Raw genomic sequence first — 19234 nt, 5'->3', positions numbered from 1 at the left:
CGGCCATAGGGAATCAGCATTCACATCAAAAGGAAATCCTTCGATTCATACTTCCTGCCCGATGCTCTAAGCTCGACGCGGCAGATCCGGCAAGCGGAAGGGAACGTGCTGGGACCGGCCGTCAGAAGGCCCAGGTACGCGCCTTGGAGATCAAGAAGTCACGGAAGACCTTCAGCTTGGCCGCGCTGCGCATCTGCTCGGGGTAGCAGAGATAGGTGTCGAAGGTGGGCATTTCCATCTCCGGCAGCACCTGTACGAGCTTGGCACGCTTGTCGATCATGTAGTCGGGCAGAAGCGCAAGGCCGATGCCGCTCTCGATCGCCGATCGGATCGCCATCAGATTGTTGATCTGTAGGATAGCGCTGCGGGACTTGCCTTCCGGCAGGCCCACGGTCTCCAGCGTGTTCAGATTGCGCAGATAGTTCGGAGCCGGCTCGCCGAAGGTGATGATCCGGTGGCGGTCGAGATCTTCGATCGTCTCCGGCGTGCCGAAGCGGGCGAGATAGGACGGCGCGGCATAGACGTGGAGATGCACGGTGAACAGCCGCCGCTGGATGAGGTCCGGCTGCTGCGGCTGTCGCAGGCGGATCGCGGCATCCGCCTTGCGCATGGTGAGGTCGATCTCCTCATTGTCGAAGACCAGCTGCAGTTCGAGATCCGGATAGAGCTCCAGGAACTCCTTCGAACGCTCCGTCAGCCAGCCGGACCCGAGCCCGACCGTAGTCGTCACGCGGAGCTTGCCGGTCGGCTTTTCCTTGGTCTCCGTCAGTTGGACGCGAACGGACTCAAGACGCGTCAGGACGTCGTTGGCGGTCTGGAACAGGAGCTCGCCCTGTTCCGACAACACCAAACCGCGGGCGTGACGATGGAACAGCGGCACGCCGATCTCGTGTTCGAGCGCCGCGACCTGGCGGCTGATCGCCGACTGGCTGAGATTGAGAGCATCGGCCGCGTGCGTGAACGAGCCGGCTTCGGCAGCGGCATGAAAGATGCGCAGCTTGTCCCAATCGAGCGCCATTGCGAGCTGTTCCCCCCATCCGGCCCGAAGCGCGGCCGATCACGGCGCGCGCCGGCGCCTTTGCCTCACTCGGCTGCCTGCCGTTGGGTTTCGAGCGCCCGCGACGCCAGCCATTTCTCGGCGTCGAGCGCGGCCATGCAGCCGAGTCCCGCCGCCGTCACCGCCTGGCGGTAGACATCGTCGGCGACGTCGCCGGCAGCGAAGACGCCGGGGACCGAGGTCCTCGTCGTGCCGGGCTCGACCCAGAGATAGCCGGACGGCTTCTGCTTCAACTGCCCGACGAAGAGCTCTACCGCCGGCGCATGGCCGATGGCGACGAAGACACCGTCGATCTTGCGCTCGCTGATCTCGCCGGTCTTCAAGTTCTTCAGCCTGACCCCGTCGACCGACTTCATCGGCTTCTCCTGGCCGACGATTTTCTCGATCGCGCTGTCCCAGACGATCTCGACATTTTGGGCGGCGAACAAGCGGTTCTGCAGGATGCGCTCGGCCTTCAGCTCGTTGCGGCGATGCACGAGCGTTACGGAACGCGCGATATGCGACAGGTAGAGCGCTTCCTCGACTGCGGTGTTGCCGCCGCCGACCACGACGACATCCTTGCCGCGGTAGAAGAAGCCGTCGCATGTCGCGCAGGCCGACACGCCGAATCCCTGGAAGGTCTCTTCGCTCGGCAGGCCGAGCCATTTGGCCTGCGCTCCGGTCGCCACGATGAGCGCGTCGCAGGTGTAGACGGTACCGGAATCGCCGGTGAGGCGGAACGGGCGGACGCTGAGATCGGCCGACACCACGATGTCGTTCGCGACCTCCGCGCCGACATTTTCCGCCTGCGCCTTCATCTGTTCCATGAGCCAGGGGCCCTGGATCGGATCGGGAAAGCCGGGATAGTTCTCGACATCGGTGGTGATCGTCAGCTGGCCGCCCTCCTGCAGACCCGCCACGATCAACGGCTTCATCATCGCGCGCGCTGCATAGATCGCGGCGGTGTAGCCTGCGGGTCCCGATCCCAGAATCAGGACATCGGCGTAACGTTCGGTCATGGTGTTGCCTCGCTCGGGTGCGCGTTTGGCAGATGGCGTCAAGGCCAGGATCGTTCAATAGACGACGGGGTGCCGTGCTGCAACACGGCGGCAAGGACCTGCAAACCGGGCCTTCCGGCCATTGTGACGCGATTGCGGCGCCGGGTTTGAGGCGGTAGAGACTGGCACTTGCGCGGTTCGTCACGAAACCGCCCGTTCCACATTCGGGAGCCGGCCGATTTTCAGGACGATCGCCCACGTCACATCCAATTTCGGGCTCGCGTTGGCGGCTGCCATGATGATCCCGGCGCTGATCGATCTCGCCGATCGGAGCAACGACTGGCAGATCTTCGTCGGCACGAGTTTCCTGACCGGGATGGTCAGCGCGCTGATCGCCGTCGCCACCCGCGGCGAGCGGCCGAAGTTCAGTCCGCGGCTGGGATTCCTGCTCGTGACGACGGTCTGGCTCTTCGCCACGGCGGTCGGAGCGCTGCCGATCTATCTTTCCTCTGTGAACGTCACCTATGCCGGCGCCTTCTTCGAGGCGATGTCGGGCCTCACCACGACCGGCTCGACCGTGATCTCGGGGCTCGACGCGCTGCCGCGCGGCATCCTGATGTGGCGCTCGCTGTTGCAGTGGCTCGGCGGCATCGGGATCATCGGCATGGTGCTGTTGATCCTGCCCTCGCTCCAGGCCGGCGGCCTCGCCCTCTTTCACATGGAAAGCTCGGACAAGTCCGACAAGGTGCTGCCCCGGGTCAACCAGCTCGTCGGCGGCCTGATCACCGCCTACATCGTGCTGACCTTGTCCTGCGCGATCACCTATGCCGGGCTCGGCATGTCGCTCTTCGACGCCGTCAATCACGCCATGACGACGCTGGCGACCGGCGGCTATTCCACGCATGACGCGTCCATGGGCTATTTCGACTCCAACAAGGTGCTCGTCGCCTCCACCGTCTTCATGGCGCTCGCGGCGCTTCCCTTCGTTATCTACATCCGCGCCTTTCTGCCGAGGCGCTTCCAGCTCTGGCGGGATCCGCAGATCATCGTCTTCCTGGTCATCTGCGCGGTGCTGTCCTTCGCGATCGCGGTGACGCGGCGGATCATCAACGACACGCCGTTCGGCGAGGCGCTGATCTCGTCGACCTTCAACCTCGTCTCGGTGATCACCACCACAGGCTATGCGTCGGAGGATTATACGCTCTGGTCGAACGCCGCCGTCGGCATCTTCTTCCTCGCCTCCTTCATCGGCGGCTGCGCCGGATCGACTGCCGGCGGCATCAAGGCGAACCGGCTGGTCATCCTCTACCTCGTCGTGCGCGCGAGCTTCCGGAAACTGGTGCGGCCGCATTCGGTGGTCCGCCTGAAATACGGCAATGACGATATCTCCTCCCAGACGGTGCAGACCGTCACCATCTTCTTCTTCCTGTTCTTCGGAACGCTTCTCGTCGCCACCGTCCTGCTGACGATGTTCGGGCTCGACCTGATCACCGCCTTTTCCGGCACTCTGACCGCGATTTCGAATGTCGGCCCCGGCTTCGGCCAGATCATCGGTCCGGCCGGCAATTTCGCCTCGCTGCCCGATTCGGCGCTGTGGACGCTGTCGATCACCATGCTGCTCGGCCGGCTGGAATTGGTCACCGTCCTGATCCTGTTCTTCCCATCGGTCTGGGTCGACTAGGCCATGGCGCCGCCTGCCGCCGCGACGGCGGCTTCCTGCGTCTACATAAATCTCGACGGGGCGGTCGCGCGTCGGACCTTCATGGAGGAACAGGCGCAAAGGCTGGACCTCGCCCTCCAGCGCTTTGCGGCAGTGTCCGCCTCCGAGGTGCCGGACGATGTGTTTGCGGCCCTGTCGACGCAGTGGGAGCGCCCGCTGACCCGCATCGAGATTGCCGTGTTCCTCTCGCACAAGGCGTTGTGGGAGCGTGCCGCCGCGACCCCAGGCGGCCTCGTCGTGCTCGAGGACGACGTCGTCCTGTCGCCGCGGATCGCAAGCCTCCTCCAGGAGCCGCCGAAAGACTGGGATCTCGTCAATCTCGAATATTTCGATCGGCGGAAGTTCCTCCGCAGGGCCGGCGGCACGGCGACCGATGCCTTCACGCTGACGCCCGTTCTTCGCGACAAGGCCGGCGCCGGCGCCTACTTCATCAGCCCGCGGGGCGCCGCGCGGCTCATCGCCGACGCGGCGCAGGCGGCCCCGGCGGACGCCTTCCTGTTCAAGAGCCGGCGGCTGAAGATCGCACAGGTCGAGCCGGCAATGGCCATCCAGGCGCATATCCTGGCCGCGCACGGGATCGACCCGGGCATACGAACCACGACGCAGATCCACCAGCCACGCGAGGGGCTGAAGGTCCGTCCGGAGAATCTGCGCTATTTCGCCCGGCGCATCGCGACGCAGGTCGACCTTCTCGGCCACCAGGCCGGCCGGCTCGGCCCGACCGTCTTCCGCAGGCCGCGGATCGATTTCGGGGAGTTCCGCCGCCGGCCTTGAGTGCGGCGGGAACGACTACCGGGTGGAATGGGGGCGGACGGCCTCGGCCCAGATCTCCTCGTAGAGGGCGGCAATCGCTTCGGCCTCGCGCTCCAGCGGGAAATGCGCACGCACATGCCGCAGGGCTTCCGCCGCGGCGCATGCAAGGCGGTCGGGATCGGCGAGATAGGGAGCGGCGGCGTCGGCAAGAGCGGATGCATCGCCCACCGGGACGACGCGGCCCGTTACCCCGTCGACGATCAGGTCGGCAAAGGCTCCGGCGTCGCTTGCGACGACCGGCACGCCGCTCGCCATCGCTTCCAGCGGCGTCAGCCCGAAGCCCTCGTTGCGCGGCGGCGCGACATAGAGGTCGAAGCGTCGGAACCAGGCGGCGATGTCGGAGACTTCGCCGGTGAAGACGATGCGCTTCGAAAGTCCCGCTGCGGCGATCTTCCGGCGGAGGTCGGTTTCGAAGCCGGCATGCTCGGCGGTGGTGCGGCCGGTGATCACAGCGGTCCAGTCGGGGAAGCGAGGGAGGAGGGCGATCATGGCATCGACGAAGAGGTCGGTGCCCTTTTGCGGCCGGATCCGGCCCGAGCAGCCCACCAGCTTTCGTCCGGCAAGGGCCTCGGCGACCGGTCCCGCGGGCAGCGGCCCCTCCGGCGAGAACGTCCGGGTGTCGACGCCATGCATGATCACCCGGTGCGGAACCGTCAGAAAGGCGGCGCTCTTCGAACTCGTGGCGATCACCGCGTCCATGCGGCGGATCAGGATCTTGGTCCAGGCGGTGTGATGGCGCTGCGCAGCCGAGGTGAAGACGAGGCGCAGCGGCATTCGCAGGAGATCGCGCAGCACGATGCCCGCAAGCATTTCGATATTGCGCCGCGCGTGCCAGATTCGCACCCGCCGCCTACGCGGACGGGTCCACAACTTCGCCAGGGCGAATAGCGGAAGCCGGGGGACGGAGGGCGGCAAAACGTCAGGCCCGATCGACACTATGCCGATCGACCGCGCCTGGAGCGGCAGCAGTTGGACGACGGTCGAGGTCACGCCAGACAGCCGACGCTTGAAGTTCGGCGCGATCACCTCGACGTCACGGATGTCCATCTGGCGCCCTTCGTCGGTGCGCTTGCGCTTGAAGGCGTCAGTACGGCCGGAGAAGACAGCAAGAGCCGGGCGCCTCGAGCCGAAGCGGGGAGGGGACGGCCAGCGCCGGGGCGACTGCCCGGCGTACTGGCCAAGGGACGACGATCAGGCCCAGCGAACCTCGATCACCTCGTAGGAGCGGGCGCCGCCCGGCGCGGCGACCTCGACCGTGTCGCCTTCGCCCTTGCCGATAAGGGCACGGGCGATAGGCGAGGAGATCGAAATCTTGCCCTGCTTCACGTCAGCCTCCTGATCGCCGACGATCTGGTAGACCTTCTCCTCCTCGGTGTCCTCGTCGACGAGCTTCACCGTCGCACCGAACTTGACCTTATCGCCGGACAGCTTGGTGACGTCGATCACCTCGGCGCGGGCGGTCAGGTCCTCGAGTTCGGAGATGCGGCCCTCGTTGAGGCTCTGCGACTCCTTGGCGGCATGGTACTCGGCGTTCTCCGACAGGTCGCCATGGGCGCGCGCCTCGGAGATCGCCGCAATGATCCGCGGGCGCTCTTCCTGCTGGCGCCGACGAAGCTCCTCACGCAGCGCTTCGAACCCGCGGCTCGTCATCGGGACCTTTTCCATGGCCTCCACCTTTCCAAACCCGGGCTTGGCCCGGGTTGTCCTTTCGTTGGCACGCCGGCCGCCCTATGGCCGCAACGCAATACAGCACCAGTCCCAAACAGCGCGGCCGTTCGGAACCAGCACGACAATCCGGACTGTGAATCCGCCTCGGGTGCCAGTCCGCTCGGCACCCATTATTTCTCAGGCTGCGACAAAATACGACTGCAACGGCCGAACTTCAAGATTACCCGTCCGAAGCGCCGCAATCGCCTCGGCGGCCGCGATCATCCCGGCAAGGGTCGTATAATACGGCACCTTGTGGATCAGCGCGGCGCGGCGCAGCGAACGCGAGTCGGACAGCGCCTTGGCGCCCTCTGTGGTGTTGAGGACGAGCTGGATCTGGCGATTGCGAATCGCGTCCTCGATGTGAGGGCGGCCTTCGAGCACCTTGTTGATCTTCGTCGCCTCAATGCCGTTCGACACCAGGAAGCGCTGGGTTCCGCCGGTCGCCATCACCGAAAAGCCCAGTTCGAACAGGCGGCGCACCGGGCCAAGCGCGCGCTCCTTGTCCTTGTCGCGGACAGAGACGAAGACCGTGCCCTCCCGCGGCAGTTCGACGCCGGCCCCGAGCTGGGCCTTCGCAAAGGCGATCGCATAGTCGTAGTCAAGCCCCATGACCTCGCCGGTCGAGCGCATCTCCGGTCCAAGCAGCGTGTCGACGCCGGGGAAGCGCGCGAAGGGGAAGACGGCTTCCTTGACCGCGATATGGCGGATGTTGTGCGTGTCGGGCCTGCCGCCATAGGCGTCGAAGGCCGCATCAAGCGTCTCGCCGGCCATGATTCGGGCGGCGACCTTGGCAATCGGCCGGCCGATCGTCTTGGCGACGAAGGGGACGGTCCGCGATGCGCGAGGATTGACCTCGAGGACGTAGATGTCGCCGTCCTTGATGGCGTACTGGACGTTCATCAGCCCGCCGACATTGAGCGAGCGGGCGAGCGCCTCGGTCTGCCGGGCGAGTTCGTCGGTGGTTTCCTTGCTCAGCGAATGGACGGGCAGGGAGCAGGCCGAATCGCCGGAATGGATGCCGGCCTCCTCGATATGCTCCATGATCCCGGCGACGAAGCTCGTATGACCGTCCGACAGGCAGTCGACATCGACCTCGATCGCGTCGGTCAGATAGCTGTCGAAGAGGAGCGGGTTCTTGGACAGAAGCGTGTTGATCTGGCCGGTCTTGTCGCTCGGATAGCGCTGCTTGATGTCCTCCGGAACGAGACCGGGGACGGTGTCGAGCAGATAGCTCTGCAGCATCGTCTCGGTGTGGATGATCTGCATGGCCCGCCCGCCGAGGACGTAGGACGGGCGCACCACCAGCGGGAAGCCGATCTCGCCCGCGACGAGCCGCGCCTGCTCGACCGAATAGGCGATGCCGTTGTTCGGCTGCTTCAGGTCGAGCTTCACCAGGAGCTTCTGGAACCGGTCGCGGTCCTCGGCGAGGTCGATCGCGTCCGGTGCGGTGCCGAGGATTGGAATGCCGTTCTTCTCCAGCGCCTCGGCGAGCTTCAGCGGCGTCTGGCCGCCATACTGGACGATGACGCCGACGAGTTCGCCGCGCTCCTGTTCGGCCTTCATGATCTCGATCACGTCTTCGGCCGTCAGCGGTTCGAAATAGAGCCGGTCCGAAGTGTCGTAGTCGGTCGACACAGTTTCCGGATTGCAGTTGATCATGATCGCTTCGAAGCCGGCATCCTTTAGCGCGAAGGCGGCATGGCAGCAGCAATAGTCGAATTCGATGCCCTGGCCGATCCGGTTCGGGCCGCCGCCGAGGATGACGACCTTTTTCGCGTCCGTCACTGCGGCTTCCGAACGAAGGCTTCCGGCGAACGGCCGCTCATAGGTCGAGTACATGTAGGGGGTCGGCGAGGCGAACTCGGCCGCGCAGGTGTCGATCCGCTTGAAGACGGGCCTGACGCCGAGCCGGTTGCGCAGTTCGGCGACTTCCTTCGGCCGCTTGCGGGTGAGGGAGGCGAGGCGCGCGTCGGAAAAGCCCATGGACTTCAGAAGCCGCAGATTCTCCGCATCCTCGGGCAGGCCGTGCTCGACGATGCGCTTTTCGGTGTCGACGATCGCTTTAAGCTGGGCGATGAACCAGGGGTCGATCTTGCAGCCGGCATGCGCGTCCTCGGGGCTCATGCCGAGGCGCAGCGCCTGCGCGACCATGCGCAGCCGGTCCGGCGTCGGCGTGCCGATCGCCGCCCTGAGCGCATTCTTGTCGTCGTCCTGGCCGAGGCCGGGGATCTCGATCTCGTCGAGGCCGGTAAGGCCGGTTTCGAGACCCCGCAGCGCTTTCTGCAGGGATTCGGCAAAGGTCCGGCCGATCGCCATGACCTCGCCGACCGACTTCATCGCCGTCGTCAGGATCGGCTCGGCGCCCGGGAACTTCTCGAAGGCGAAGCGCGGGATCTTGGTGACGACATAGTCGATCGAGGGCTCGAAGGAGGCCGGCGTCGCCCCGCCGGTGATGTCGTTCTGGATCTCGTCGAGCGTGTAGCCGACGGCGAGCTTGGCCGCGACCTTGGCGATCGGAAAGCCCGTCGCCTTCGAGGCGAGCGCGGACGAGCGCGAGACGCGCGGGTTCATCTCGATGACGACCAGCCGGCCGTTCTCCGGGTTCACCGCGAACTGGACGTTCGATCCGCCAGTCTCGACCCCGATCTCGCGCAACACCGCGATCGAGGCGTTGCGCATGATCTGATATTCTTTGTCGGTCAGCGTCAGCGCCGGGGCGACGGTGATCGAATCGCCGGTGTGGACGCCCATCGGATCGATGTTCTCGATGGAGCACACGATGATGCAATTGTCCGCCTTGTCGCGGACGACCTCCATCTCGAACTCCTTCCAGCCGAGTACGGATTCCTCGATCAGCACCTCGGTGGTCGGCGAGGCATCGAGCCCGATCTCGACGATCTCGAAGAATTCGGAGCGGTTGTAGGCGATGCCGCCCCCCGTTCCGCCAAGCGTGAAGGACGGCCGGATGATCGCCGGCAGACCGACCGTCTCCAGCGCCTCGGTCGCGGCGGCGAGCGCCCGGCCCATATAGCGCTGCTTGCGGTCGGCCTCGCCGAGCTGCCACTCGTGCTCCAGCGCGGCGAGCGCCGCATCGCGGGCGTCTTCGTCCGAATACTGCTGCTTAATGGCGGCACGCTTTTCCTCGTGCGCGGCCCGGTCGGCGGATTTGGCGTCGCTCGCGTTGGCGAGCACGGAGCGTGGCGTCTCCAGCCCGATCTTCGCCATCGCCTCGCGGAACAGCGAACGGTCCTCGGCCTTGTCGATCGCGTCCGCATCGGCGCCGATCATCTCGACGCCGTAGCGCTCGAGGACGCCCATGCGGCGCAGGGAGAGGGCGGTGTTGAGCGCCGTCTGGCCGCCCATGGTCGGCAGGATCGCGTCCGGCCGCTCCTTGGCGATGATCTTGGCGACCACTTCCGGCGTGATCGGCTCGACATAGGTGGCATGGGCGAGATCGGGATCAGTCATGATCGTCGCCGGGTTGGAGTTCACGAGGACGATCCGGTAGCCCTCTTCCTTCAGCGCCTTGCAGGCCTGGGTGCCGGAATAGTCGAACTCGCAGGCCTGGCCGATGATGATCGGTCCCGCACCGATGATGAGGATGGTCTTGATGTCGGTGCGTTTGGGCATGACGGTATCCGTCCATTTTTTGCGCGCGCCGAAACTCCGCCGCCCGGAGGGGCGGCAGATGGCGAGCGGGTCGATCGAGGCTGAGGCCGGCTTATAGGGAAGCGCGGCGGATGACGAAAGGGGGCGCGTCGCGATTATCGACCACGCGTCATGCGCCGCCGGGCCATCTGCCGGCGCCGGGCTGTGGCGCTTCTCAGAGGCTTCCGAGTGCCTAATCCGCGGGCGACATTGTCAGTCCCGCCGCGCCAAAGCTTGGCTTCCTGCTTACGCCGCCTGCTTGCCCGCCTTGTGCCTCTCGATCGTGTCGAAGAAGCGCTGGAAGAGATAGTGTGAGTCCTGCGGGCCGGGCGAGGCTTCCGGGTGGTGCTGGACCGAGAAGACCGGCCGGTCGCCGAGCCTCAGGCCGCAATTGGAGCCGTCGAACAGCGAGCGGTGGGTCTCCTCGACGCCGTCGGGCAGCGAGTCGGCGGCGACCGCGAAGCCGTGGTTCATCGAGACGATCTCGACCTTGCCGGTGGTGAAGTCCTTCACCGGATGGTTGGCGCCGTGATGGCCCTGATGCATCTTCTCCGTCTTGCCGCCCAGCGCCAGCGCCAGCATCTGGTGGCCGAGGCAGATGCCGAAGAGCGGCACGTCGGCCTCGATCAGCTTGCGGATCACCGGGACCGCATATTCCCCGGTCGCGGCCGGGTCGCCCGGGCCGTTTGAGAGGAACACGCCGTCCGGCTGAAGCGCCAGGATCTCCTCGGCGCTCGCTGTCGGCGGCACGACGGTCACCTTGGCGCCGAGCCCGGCCATCAGCCTGAGGATGTTGCGCTTGGTGCCGTAGTCGATCGCCACGATGTGCGTGCGCGGCTCGCCCTGCCTGGCGTAGCCGGCATCCCAGACCCAGGGCATCTCGTCCCAGGCGGCCGCCTCGCGGCTGCCGGCGTCCTTGGCGAGGTCGAGGCCGACAAGGCCGCTCCAGGCGGCGGCCCGGGCCTTGAGCGCCTCGACGTCGAAATTTCCGTCGGGATCGTGGGCGATGACGGCATTCGGCATGCCGTTCTCGCGGATCAGCGCGGTCAGCGCGCGCGTGTCGATGCCGGAGAGCGCGACGATGCCGCGCGCCTTCAGCCAAGCGTCGAGATGGCCGGCCGAGCGGTAGTTCGACGGCGCCGTGACGTCCGCGCGGAAGATCGCGCCGACCGCACCGGCGCCCGGGCCCTGGCCAAGGCTTTCCTGGTCTTCCTCATTGGCGCCGACATTGCCGATATGCGGGAAGGTGAAGGTCACGATCTGCTTGGAGTAGGATGGATCGGTCAGGATTTCCTGGTAGCCGGTCAGCGCCGTGTTGAAGCACACCTCGCCCTCGATGGCGCCCGTCGCGCCGAGACCCGACCCCTCGATCACGGTTCCGTCCGCAAGGACGAGCAATGCCGTGACCTGCCGTTTCGTCCAGCCTTCGCTCATGGTCTCGACCTTTCCGTCACTTCACATGGTTCGGATCCGCGCGCCGGTCCTCCCGCATGCGATATCAGGACGCGGCGGGGGTTCGACAAGGGGCGCTTGCGGATCGGTGCGGAAGTCTCTACATCCGCCGCGCGCCGCATCGCAAGACCGTATGAACGCCGTTTCGCCGATGGCATGCGATGCAAACCGGCGACAGATTTACAGCACTCAGCATCGAACAGACCCGCCCGTGTTCGATTCGGCTTTACGGCCGGCCAGAACAGGTATGGATTACGGTCGAACGGACGCCACGGCGCCGTGCGGGCCTTGTGACCGAACTCGAAAGTCGAACAGTCATGCGCGAGCAGATCGCCGACGCTCTGAACGCAGCCGTCAAGAACCAGGACAAACACCGGATCAGCACGCTGCGGCTGATCAATGCCGCGATCAAGGATCGCGACGTCGCCAACCGCGCCGCCGGGCGCGACCCCGTGGGCGAGGACGAAGTTCAGCAGATCCTGATCAAGATGATCAAGCAGCGGATCGAATCCGCGCATGAATACGAAGAGAGCGGCCGGCTGGAGCTTGCCGAACAGGAGCGCGAGGAAATCGGCGTCATCCGCGAATTCCTTCCCGCACAGCTCGACACCGGCGAGGTGGAACGCGCCTGCCGGCAGGCGGTCGAGGACACCGAGTCGAAAAGCCTGCGCGATGTCGGCCGCTGCATGAACAAGCTCAAGGAGCGCTATTCCGGCCAGATGGATTTCGGCAAGGCGTCCACCGTGGTGAAGGGCCTGTTGCGCTGAGCAGCGCACGAGCCGCCGGGATCTGACGCCGGCGGGCTTGACAAACGGAGGCGCGGGTCGACCGGAGTCGATACTGCGCCGCAAGGCCGAGCCGACTCAACCGGGCCGATTACGTCAGCAGCATCCACACCAGCGGCAGGATGATCGCCGTCGCCAGCGCGTTGAGGCCCATCGCGAGGCCCGAGAACGCACCGGCTATTTCGCTTTCCTGAAGCGCCCTTGCCGTGCCGATCCCGTGCGAGGCCGTGCCGAGCGCGAAGCCGCGCGCGGCAGGATCGCCGATCTTGAGGCGGTCGAGCAGGAGCGGGCCGAGCGCGCCGCCGAGTATCCCCGTGACGATGACGAAGACGGCGGTTAGCGAGGGCAGGCCGCCGAGCTTCTGCGATATGCCCATTGCCACCGGCGCGGTGACCGATTTCGGCGCCAGCGAGACGAGGCTCACCGCATCCACCTGCATGACGAGACCGAGCGAGAGCGCGCTGGCAATCGCCGTCAGCGAGCCGAGGAGGAGGCTTGCGGCGAGGGCGAGGGCGCTCCGGCGCACCTTCTCGAACTGCCGGTAGAGCGGGATCGCCAGCGAGACCGTCGCCGGGCCGAGCAGGAAGTGGATGAACTGCGCGCCCTCGAAATAGGTCTGGTAGCTCGTCCCGGTGGAAAACAGGACGGCGACGATCGCAACGACCGTGACGAGAACAGGATTGAGGAGGGCGAGCCCGCCGGCCTTGCGATAAAGCCATTGCGCGGCCTGGAACAGCACCAGCGTCATCGTCAGCGACAGGAGCGGGCTCGCGGCGAGATAGACCCAGATGTCGGCCAGCGTTTCAGTCATGGCCGGGCTCCGCGCCCGCGCCCGGCCGTCGCGTGGGGCCGAACCGGTTCATGACGAGGGCGGTCACCGCGATGGTCACGAGGGTGGAGACGACGAGCGTCGCCGAGATCGAGACCGCCTCGTCTTCGAGCCGCGCCACATGCTGCATGATGCCGGCGCCGGCCGGCACGAACAGCAGCGACAGATGGCCGAGCAGCGTGTCGCCCACGCGCCCGATATTGTCCGGCACCCCGCCCCGCAGGACGAGAATCAGGAACAGGAGCACCATGCCGATGACGGGGCCGGGCAGTGGCAGGCCGGTCCCGACGGTGAGGAACTCGCCGGCGAGCTGGCAGAGGAAGATGGCGGTGAGGGCTTGCAGCATGGGCGGCTCGCAGCGGATGGCTGTCTGATCGATGGGCGGATGTCGGAGGATGGTATATCGGGCTGCAGAGCTTCGCCGCTACCTTCCGGCGACGGGTCCGGCGGCCCCGTCGCATCGGCTGGTTCGGCGACCGGGACCCGGCCCACGGGCGGCATGCCGCAATGGCGGGGCGCATAGCTGTCTACGCGGATTGCGGCCCGCCGTTCATTGTCGCCTCGTCGTCCCGGCCAAGATTGCCGCTGCATGTGCAGCCCAGGACGAACCCCGATACGTCGATGACACCTGCCGTAACGATGATGGTCGGCGGCATTCTCGTCATCCTGGCCGTCTGGGTGCCGCTTTTCCTGCGCGGCATTCCGCTCTCCCTTCCGATGATCGCCGTCGTCGCGGGAGCCGCGCTGCCGTCCGTCGGCGGCAGCGAGCACCCGCTCATCCGCTACAGCGGGCTGGTCGAGGCGGTGACCCAGTTCGCCCTGATCGTCGCGGTCATCGGGGCCGGCCTCAAGATCGACCGGCGGTTCTCGCTGCGCGGCTGGACGAGCACCTGGCGCCTGCTTCTCCTTGTCATGCCGCTGACCATCGCGGCGATCGCCCTTTCGGCCATGTGGCTGCTGGGCCTTTCACTTGGGCTCGCGATCTTCCTTGCAAGCGCGCTCGCGCCCACCGATCCGGTGCTGGCGGCCAATGTCCAGACCGGCGAGCCCGGGACGGGCGACGAGGACGAAACGCGTTTCGCGCTGACCTCGGAAGCGGGGCTCAACGACGGCCTTGCCTATCCCTTCGTCGTTCTCGGCATCAGCCTCGCCTCAGGGCCGCTCGGCGAAAGCGGCTGGGAGCGCTGGGCGATCGGGAGCCTTGCCTGGAACGTCGTCGGCGGGGCGGCGGTAGGGGCGGCCGTCGCCAGCGCGCTGGTGATCCTGAACGACCAGGTCCGCGAGCCGTTCAAGCTGCGCAGTTCAGGGAGCGGTATCGCTGCGGTCGGGCTCGCCTTCCTCGCCTATGGCTGCGCCGAACTGGTCGAAGCGAACGGTTTCATCGCCGTCTTCGCCGAGGCCGTCGCGATCCGCAACTTCGTGCCGAGCTACGCCTACAGCCGGCGGCTGAACCACGCGTCCGAAGAGTTCGAGAAGGTGCTCATGGTCATGATCCTGGCCGTGCTCGGCGCGTCGGTCTGGCAAGGGCTCCTGGCGGGCATCGGCTGGCGCGAGATTGCCTTCGCCGCGATCGCGCTGGTCGTGGCGCGGCCGCTCGCAACCTTTTTCGGCTTCCTCGGATCCGGCGAGACCGCCTCCACGCGCAAGGCCGTCGGCTTCTTCGGGATCCGCGGCATCGCCTCGCTCTACTATGCCAGTCTTGCTGTGCCGCATCTGCCGCAGGGCACGGCGTCGCATCTCATGAGCATCATCGGCTTGACGGTGCTCGCATCCATCTTCTTCTTCGGGGTCACCGCCGACACCGCCGCGAAGTTCTGTTCCGGCAAGGCGCAGAAGAGGAATTAGCGATTCCCGGATCGAGCGGCCCGGCCCGGCCCGCCGCCGGCTATAGGACGGGGGCCGTTTTCGGGCTATGAGGGCGGCATGCGCTTTCCTCCCTCCTTTCTCGACGAGATCCGCGACCGGATCCCGATTTCCGATGTCATCGGACGGCGGGTCACTTGGGATCGGCGCAAGACGCAGCCTGGCCGCGGCGACTACTGGGCCTGCTGCCCCTTTCACGGCGAAAAGTCGCCGTCGTTCCACTGCGAGGACCAGAAGGGCCGCTACCACTGCTTCGGCTGCGGCGTCTCCGGCGATCATTTCCGTTTCCTGACCGAACTCGAGGGTCTGGCCTTCCCCGAGGCGGTGGAGCGGCTGGCGGCCGAAGCCGGCCTCGCCATGCCCGATCGCGACCCCGAAGCGGAGCGCCGGGAAGCGCAGCGCTCGACGATCCTCGACGCCATGCGCGAGGCGTCCACCTTCTTTCAGACGGTGCTGCATCAGCCGGATGGCGCCAAGGCTAGAGCCTATCTGCGCGACCGCGGCCTCGATCCGCGCACGCAAGCCACGTTCGGCCTCGGCTACGCGCCCGATTCGCGCAATCGGCTGAAGGAGCACCTGGCCGGCAAAGGGATCGGCAAGGACCAGATCGAGGGCGCCGGGCTGGTCGTCCATGGCGAGGGGATCGCCGTCTCCTACGACCGCTTCCGCGACCGGATCATGTTTCCGATCCAGGATCTCCACGACAAGGTGATCGCCTTTGGCGGCCGGGCGATGTCGAAGGAGGCGCAGGCGAAATACCTCAATTCGCCGGAGACCGAGGTCTTCCACAAGGGCCAGGTCCTGTTCAATCTCGCCCGCGCGCGCCGGGCGGCGAAGGCCGCGGGAACGCTGATCGTCGTCGAAGGCTATATGGACGCGATCATGCTCGCCCAGGCGGGCTTCGAGCATGCCGTCGCCCCGCTGGGAACAGCGCTGACCGAGCGCCAGCTCGACCTCGTCTGGAGGACCACCGGCGAGCCCGTGCTCTGCTTCGACGGCGATGCGGCCGGACTCAAGGCGGCGCACCGGGCCGCCGAGCTTGCCCTGCCGCTCCTGAAGCCGGGCCGCTCCCTGCGGTTTGCACTGATGCCGGAGGGCAAGGATCCCGACGATATCGTCCGGAGCGAGGGCGCCGAAGCCTTCGCAGACATCCTTGCCGCTGCGCGGCCGCTCGCCGACCTCGTCTGGATGCGCGAGACGCAAGGCGGCGTCTTCGATACGCCGGAGCGACGGGCCGACCTTGAACATCGGCTGAAGGCGCTGTTCCGACAGATCGGCGACGAGACCGTCCGCCGGCACTATCAGGATGATGCGGCCGAGCGGCTGCGCGGGTTCTTCGGAGCGGCGCCGGCGGGCGGGCGCGACCAGAGAGGGCGCCGCGGCGAGGAACGGCGGCCGGGGCCGCGCCGGCCCGGTGCGGCCGGCGGAAGGCGCTCCGCGATCTCGCAGCAACTCGCGCGGTCCAGCCTGGCGATGCGGCCCCGCGCCGCGGAGCCTTCGCTGCGAGAAATCACCATCGTGCTCGGCTTCATCAATCATCCGTCGCTGCTGGAAGAGGAGTTCGAGGCCTTCACCGATCTCGACCTGCCGCCGGGAGATCTCGCGCGGCTAAGGTCCTCCGTGCTCGACGCCTATGCCGAGCATCTGCCGAGCGATCGCGAGGCGCTCCTCGACGATCTATCGCGCCGTGGCACGCGCGGTCTGTTCGACGTGTTCGAGGCGAAGGCCCGGGCAGTGCGGCTGTGGCCGGTGCTCGCGGAGGCCGCGCCGGAGGATGCGCGGGAAGCCGTTCGACAGGCGCTGCGCTTGCATCATCGCTATCGCTCCCTAAATCGGGAATTGATCCAGGCCGAGGAAGCGCTTGGCCGGGAACAGAGCGAGGCGGCCTACGCGCACATGATCGAGGTCAAGCGGGAGATCGAGCGGATCGAGGGAATGGAGGCGCTGATCGACGGCTTCGGTGTCCTGTCCGGCCGGCCCGCCAAGGCAATCTGAAGCGCTTGGGAAAGTCACCGATGATGAAAATGCGGATGCGAATCGAAGGGGGAAATCGTCGCGATTCAGCATTTTCGGCGTTCGGACGTTGCGCGGAAGCGCTTGACAGAACATATATAATCAGCGGACAGGTGACGCCGTCCGATTCCTGAGCTTTAACATTGACGCGCTGCGCCATTCCTTGGGCGCCGTCGGGCCTAATCCTAATCCCGGCGTGCCGACCGGGGCAATGGTTAAGGCGACGTTTACGACGCGTGCTGCATAACTATCTTTCGCCGATGCGCTTGACTGCGGCGCTGGCAACGGCGGTCAGACAGCCTTGCGGCGCACGAACTGGAGAATGAAACGCATGGCGACGAAGGCCAAAGAAAGCGAGGCACCGGTGGAGGAGCGGGCGGACGCCGCACCTGACGGGCCTCTGCTCGACCTTTCGGACGATGCTGTCAAGAAGATGATCAAGGCCGCCAAGAAGCGCGGCTTTGTGACCATGGACAAGCTGAACTCGATGCTCTCCTCGGACGACGTGACGTCCGAGCAGATCGAGGACATGATGGCCATGCTGAACGACATGGGCATCAACGTCGTCGAGGACGACGAAGAGGGGGAGGCGGAGGAATCTACGGAATCCTCCGAATCAACCGAACTAGCCGAGACCCAGTCCACGCAGGTCGCCACCACCCAGAAGAAGGAGGCCGGCGACCGCACCGACGACCCCGTGCGCATGTATCTGCGCGAAATGGGATCGGTGGAGCTGTTGTCGCGCGAGGGCGAGATCGCCATCGCCAAGCGCATCGAGGCCGGCCGCGAGACGATGATCGCGGGCCTGTGCGAGAGCCCGCTGACCTTCCAGGCGATCATCATCTGGCGCGACGAGCTCAACGACGGCAACATCATGCTGCGCGAGATCGTCGACCTCGAGGCGACCTATGCCGGTCCCGAGGCGAAGACGCCGAGCGTCCAGCCGCCCGTCGAAGGTGCCGGTCTGAACGGCAATGGCGCGGAGGCGAGACCTGCCAACGGAGACGCACGCGTCAACGGTAATGGCGAGGCCCAGCCGCAGCCCGAGGACGACGAGGACGACGACGATCTCGAGAACAACCTGTCGCTGGCCGCGATGGAGGCGGAGATCAAGCCGCAGGTCATGGAGATCTTCGACCAGATCGCCGATGGCTATCGCCGCCTGCGCAAGCTGCAGGACCAGCAGGTCGAGAACCGCCTTGCCGCGCAGGGGACGCTGTCGCCGAGCCAGGAGCGCTCCTACCGCAAGCTGAAGGAAGACCTGATCGCCGCGGTGAAGAGCCTGTCGCTCAACCAGAACCGTATCGATGCGCTCGTCGCCCAGCTCTACGACATCAACAAGCGGCTCGTCGGCAATGAAGGCCGGCTCCTGCGGCTTGCCGAATCCCATGGCGTGCGGCGCGAGGAGTTCCTGAAGGAATATCAGGGGTCCGAGCTCGATCCGAACTGGACGCGCCACGTCGCCAACCTCTCCGGTCGCGGCTGGCTGAAATTCGTCCAGAACGACAAGGACGGGATCAAGAATCTCCGCCAGGAGATCCAGAATCTCGCGACCGAGACCGGCCTCGAGATCACCGAGTTCCGCCGCATCGTCCACATGGTGCAGAAGGGCGAGCGCGAAGCGCGTCAGGCCAAGAAGGAAATGGTCGAGGCCAATCTGCGCCTCGTGATCTCCATCGCCAAGAAATACACCAATCGCGGCCTGCAGTTCCTGGACCTGATCCAGGAGGGCAATATCGGTCTGATGAAGGCGGTGGACAAGTTCGAGTATCGCCGCGGCTACAAGTTCTCGACTTATGCGACCTGGTGGATTCGGCAGGCGATCACCCGCTCGATCGCCGACCAGGCCCGCACCATCCGTATCCCGGTCCACATGATCGAGACGATCAACAAGATCGTGCGCACCTCGCGCCAGATGCTGCACGAGATCGGCCGCGAGCCGACCCCGGAAGAGCTGGCCGAGAAGCTGGCGATGCCTCTGGAGAAGGTCCGCAAGGTCCTGAAGATCGCCAAGGAGCCGATCTCCCTCGAAACGCCGGTGGGCGACGAGGAGGATTCGCATCTCGGCGACTTCATCGAGGACAAGAACGCGGTCCTGCCGATCGACGCGGCGATCCAGGGCAATCTGCGCGAGACGACGACGCGGGTGCTCGCCTCGCTCACCCCGCGTGAGGAACGCGTTCTCAGAATGCGCTTCGGCATCGGCATGAACACCGATCACACGCTGGAAGAGGTCGGCCAGCAGTTCTCGGTGACGAGAGAGCGCATCCGCCAGATCGAGGCGAAGGCGCTGCGGAAGCTGAAGCACCCGAGCCGTTCCCGGAAGCTGCGGAGCTTCCTCGACAGCTGATTTCCCGGCGCGCTCAT

General features: G+C 66.1%; 14 protein-coding genes. 6 read left to right on the top strand and 8 right to left on the bottom strand.

The window, feature by feature from the left end; genetic code table 11:
- Positions 1–121 precede the first annotated feature (121 nt).
- Both LH400_RS14465 and trxB read right to left on the bottom strand, forming a co-directional pair.
- Entirely contained in the window at positions 122–1018 is an 897-nt protein-coding gene (locus LH400_RS14465; RefSeq protein WP_229153436.1) for a LysR family transcriptional regulator, read from the bottom strand.
- A 65-nt stretch (positions 1019–1083) separates the two neighbouring features.
- Positions 1084–2055 (bottom strand): thioredoxin-disulfide reductase, encoded by a 972-nt coding sequence (gene trxB / locus LH400_RS14460; protein WP_229153435.1) that lies wholly within the window; start codon positions 2053–2055, stop codon positions 1084–1086.
- Between the two features lie 262 nt (positions 2056–2317).
- Here trxB and LH400_RS14455 point away from each other — a divergent pair, with 262 nt between their 5' ends.
- Both LH400_RS14455 and LH400_RS14450 read left to right on the top strand, forming a co-directional pair.
- Positions 2318–3715: a TrkH family potassium uptake protein gene (locus LH400_RS14455; protein WP_229153434.1), complete on the top strand. Its 1398-nt coding sequence runs from the start codon at positions 2318–2320 to the stop codon at positions 3713–3715.
- Positions 3716–3718: 3 nt separating this feature from the next.
- Complete coding sequence (locus tag LH400_RS14450) at positions 3719–4528, top strand: glycosyltransferase family 25 protein (protein WP_229153433.1); 810 nt, start codon at positions 3719–3721, stop codon at positions 4526–4528.
- Positions 4529–4543: 15 nt separating this feature from the next.
- Here LH400_RS14450 and LH400_RS14445 read toward each other — a convergent pair whose 3' ends face one another.
- The 4 genes from LH400_RS14445 to carA all read right to left on the bottom strand — a co-directional run bounded on the left by LH400_RS14445 (position 4544) and on the right by carA (position 11359).
- Positions 4544–5614, bottom strand: coding sequence for a glycosyltransferase family 4 protein (locus LH400_RS14445; RefSeq protein ID WP_229153432.1), 1071 nt, complete (start codon positions 5612–5614; stop codon positions 4544–4546).
- A 144-nt stretch (positions 5615–5758) separates the two neighbouring features.
- Positions 5759–6232 carry a transcription elongation factor GreA gene (gene greA / locus LH400_RS14440; protein WP_229153431.1) on the bottom strand — a complete coding sequence of 158 codons (474 nt, stop codon included), beginning with the start codon at positions 6230–6232 and terminating at the stop codon, positions 5759–5761.
- Between the two features lie 180 nt (positions 6233–6412).
- Positions 6413–9907, bottom strand: a complete 3495-nt coding sequence (gene carB, locus LH400_RS14435; protein ID WP_229153430.1) for a carbamoyl-phosphate synthase large subunit — start codon at positions 9905–9907, stop codon at positions 6413–6415.
- 264 nt (positions 9908–10171) lie between these two features.
- Positions 10172–11359, bottom strand: a complete 1188-nt coding sequence (carA, locus tag LH400_RS14430) for a glutamine-hydrolyzing carbamoyl-phosphate synthase small subunit (RefSeq protein ID WP_229153429.1) — start codon at positions 11357–11359, stop codon at positions 10172–10174.
- Between the two features lie 335 nt (positions 11360–11694).
- Between carA and LH400_RS14425 the strand changes: the two genes are divergently transcribed.
- Positions 11695–12144 carry a GatB/YqeY domain-containing protein gene (locus tag LH400_RS14425; protein WP_229153449.1) on the top strand — a complete coding sequence of 150 codons (450 nt, stop codon included), beginning with the start codon at positions 11695–11697 and terminating at the stop codon, positions 12142–12144.
- A gap of 109 nt (positions 12145–12253) precedes the next feature.
- Here LH400_RS14425 and LH400_RS14420 read toward each other — a convergent pair whose 3' ends face one another.
- Both LH400_RS14420 and LH400_RS14415 read right to left on the bottom strand, forming a co-directional pair.
- Entirely contained in the window at positions 12254–12973 is a 720-nt protein-coding gene (locus LH400_RS14420; RefSeq protein WP_229153428.1) for an LrgB family protein, read from the bottom strand.
- Entirely contained in the window at positions 12966–13337 is a 372-nt protein-coding gene (locus LH400_RS14415) for a CidA/LrgA family protein (protein ID WP_229153427.1), read from the bottom strand. The genes LH400_RS14420 and LH400_RS14415 overlap by 8 nt, the downstream gene beginning before the upstream one ends.
- Positions 13338–13612: 275 nt before the next feature.
- Between LH400_RS14415 and LH400_RS14410 the strand changes: the two genes are divergently transcribed.
- The 3 genes from LH400_RS14410 (at position 13613) to rpoD (ending at position 19217) form a co-directional block, all read left to right on the top strand.
- A complete protein-coding gene (locus LH400_RS14410) occupies positions 13613–14836 on the top strand; it encodes a cation:proton antiporter (protein ID WP_229153426.1) in 1224 nt (407 codons plus the stop codon).
- A 78-nt stretch (positions 14837–14914) separates the two neighbouring features.
- Complete coding sequence (gene dnaG, locus LH400_RS14405) at positions 14915–16849, top strand: DNA primase (protein ID WP_229153425.1); 1935 nt, start codon at positions 14915–14917, stop codon at positions 16847–16849.
- Positions 16850–17189: 340 nt separating this feature from the next.
- Positions 17190–19217, top strand: a complete 2028-nt coding sequence (gene rpoD, locus LH400_RS14400; RefSeq protein ID WP_370638393.1) for an RNA polymerase sigma factor RpoD — start codon at positions 17190–17192, stop codon at positions 19215–19217.
- Positions 19218–19234: the final 17 nt, after the last annotated feature.

The sequence above is a fragment of the Jiella soli genome, from assembly GCF_020615385.1.
In the GTDB taxonomy this organism is placed as follows: Bacteria; Pseudomonadota; Alphaproteobacteria; order Rhizobiales; family Rhizobiaceae; genus VKMB-3413.
The sequence above is the reverse complement of the archived record's forward strand: the minus strand, read 5'-3'. Positions and strand labels throughout refer to the sequence as shown.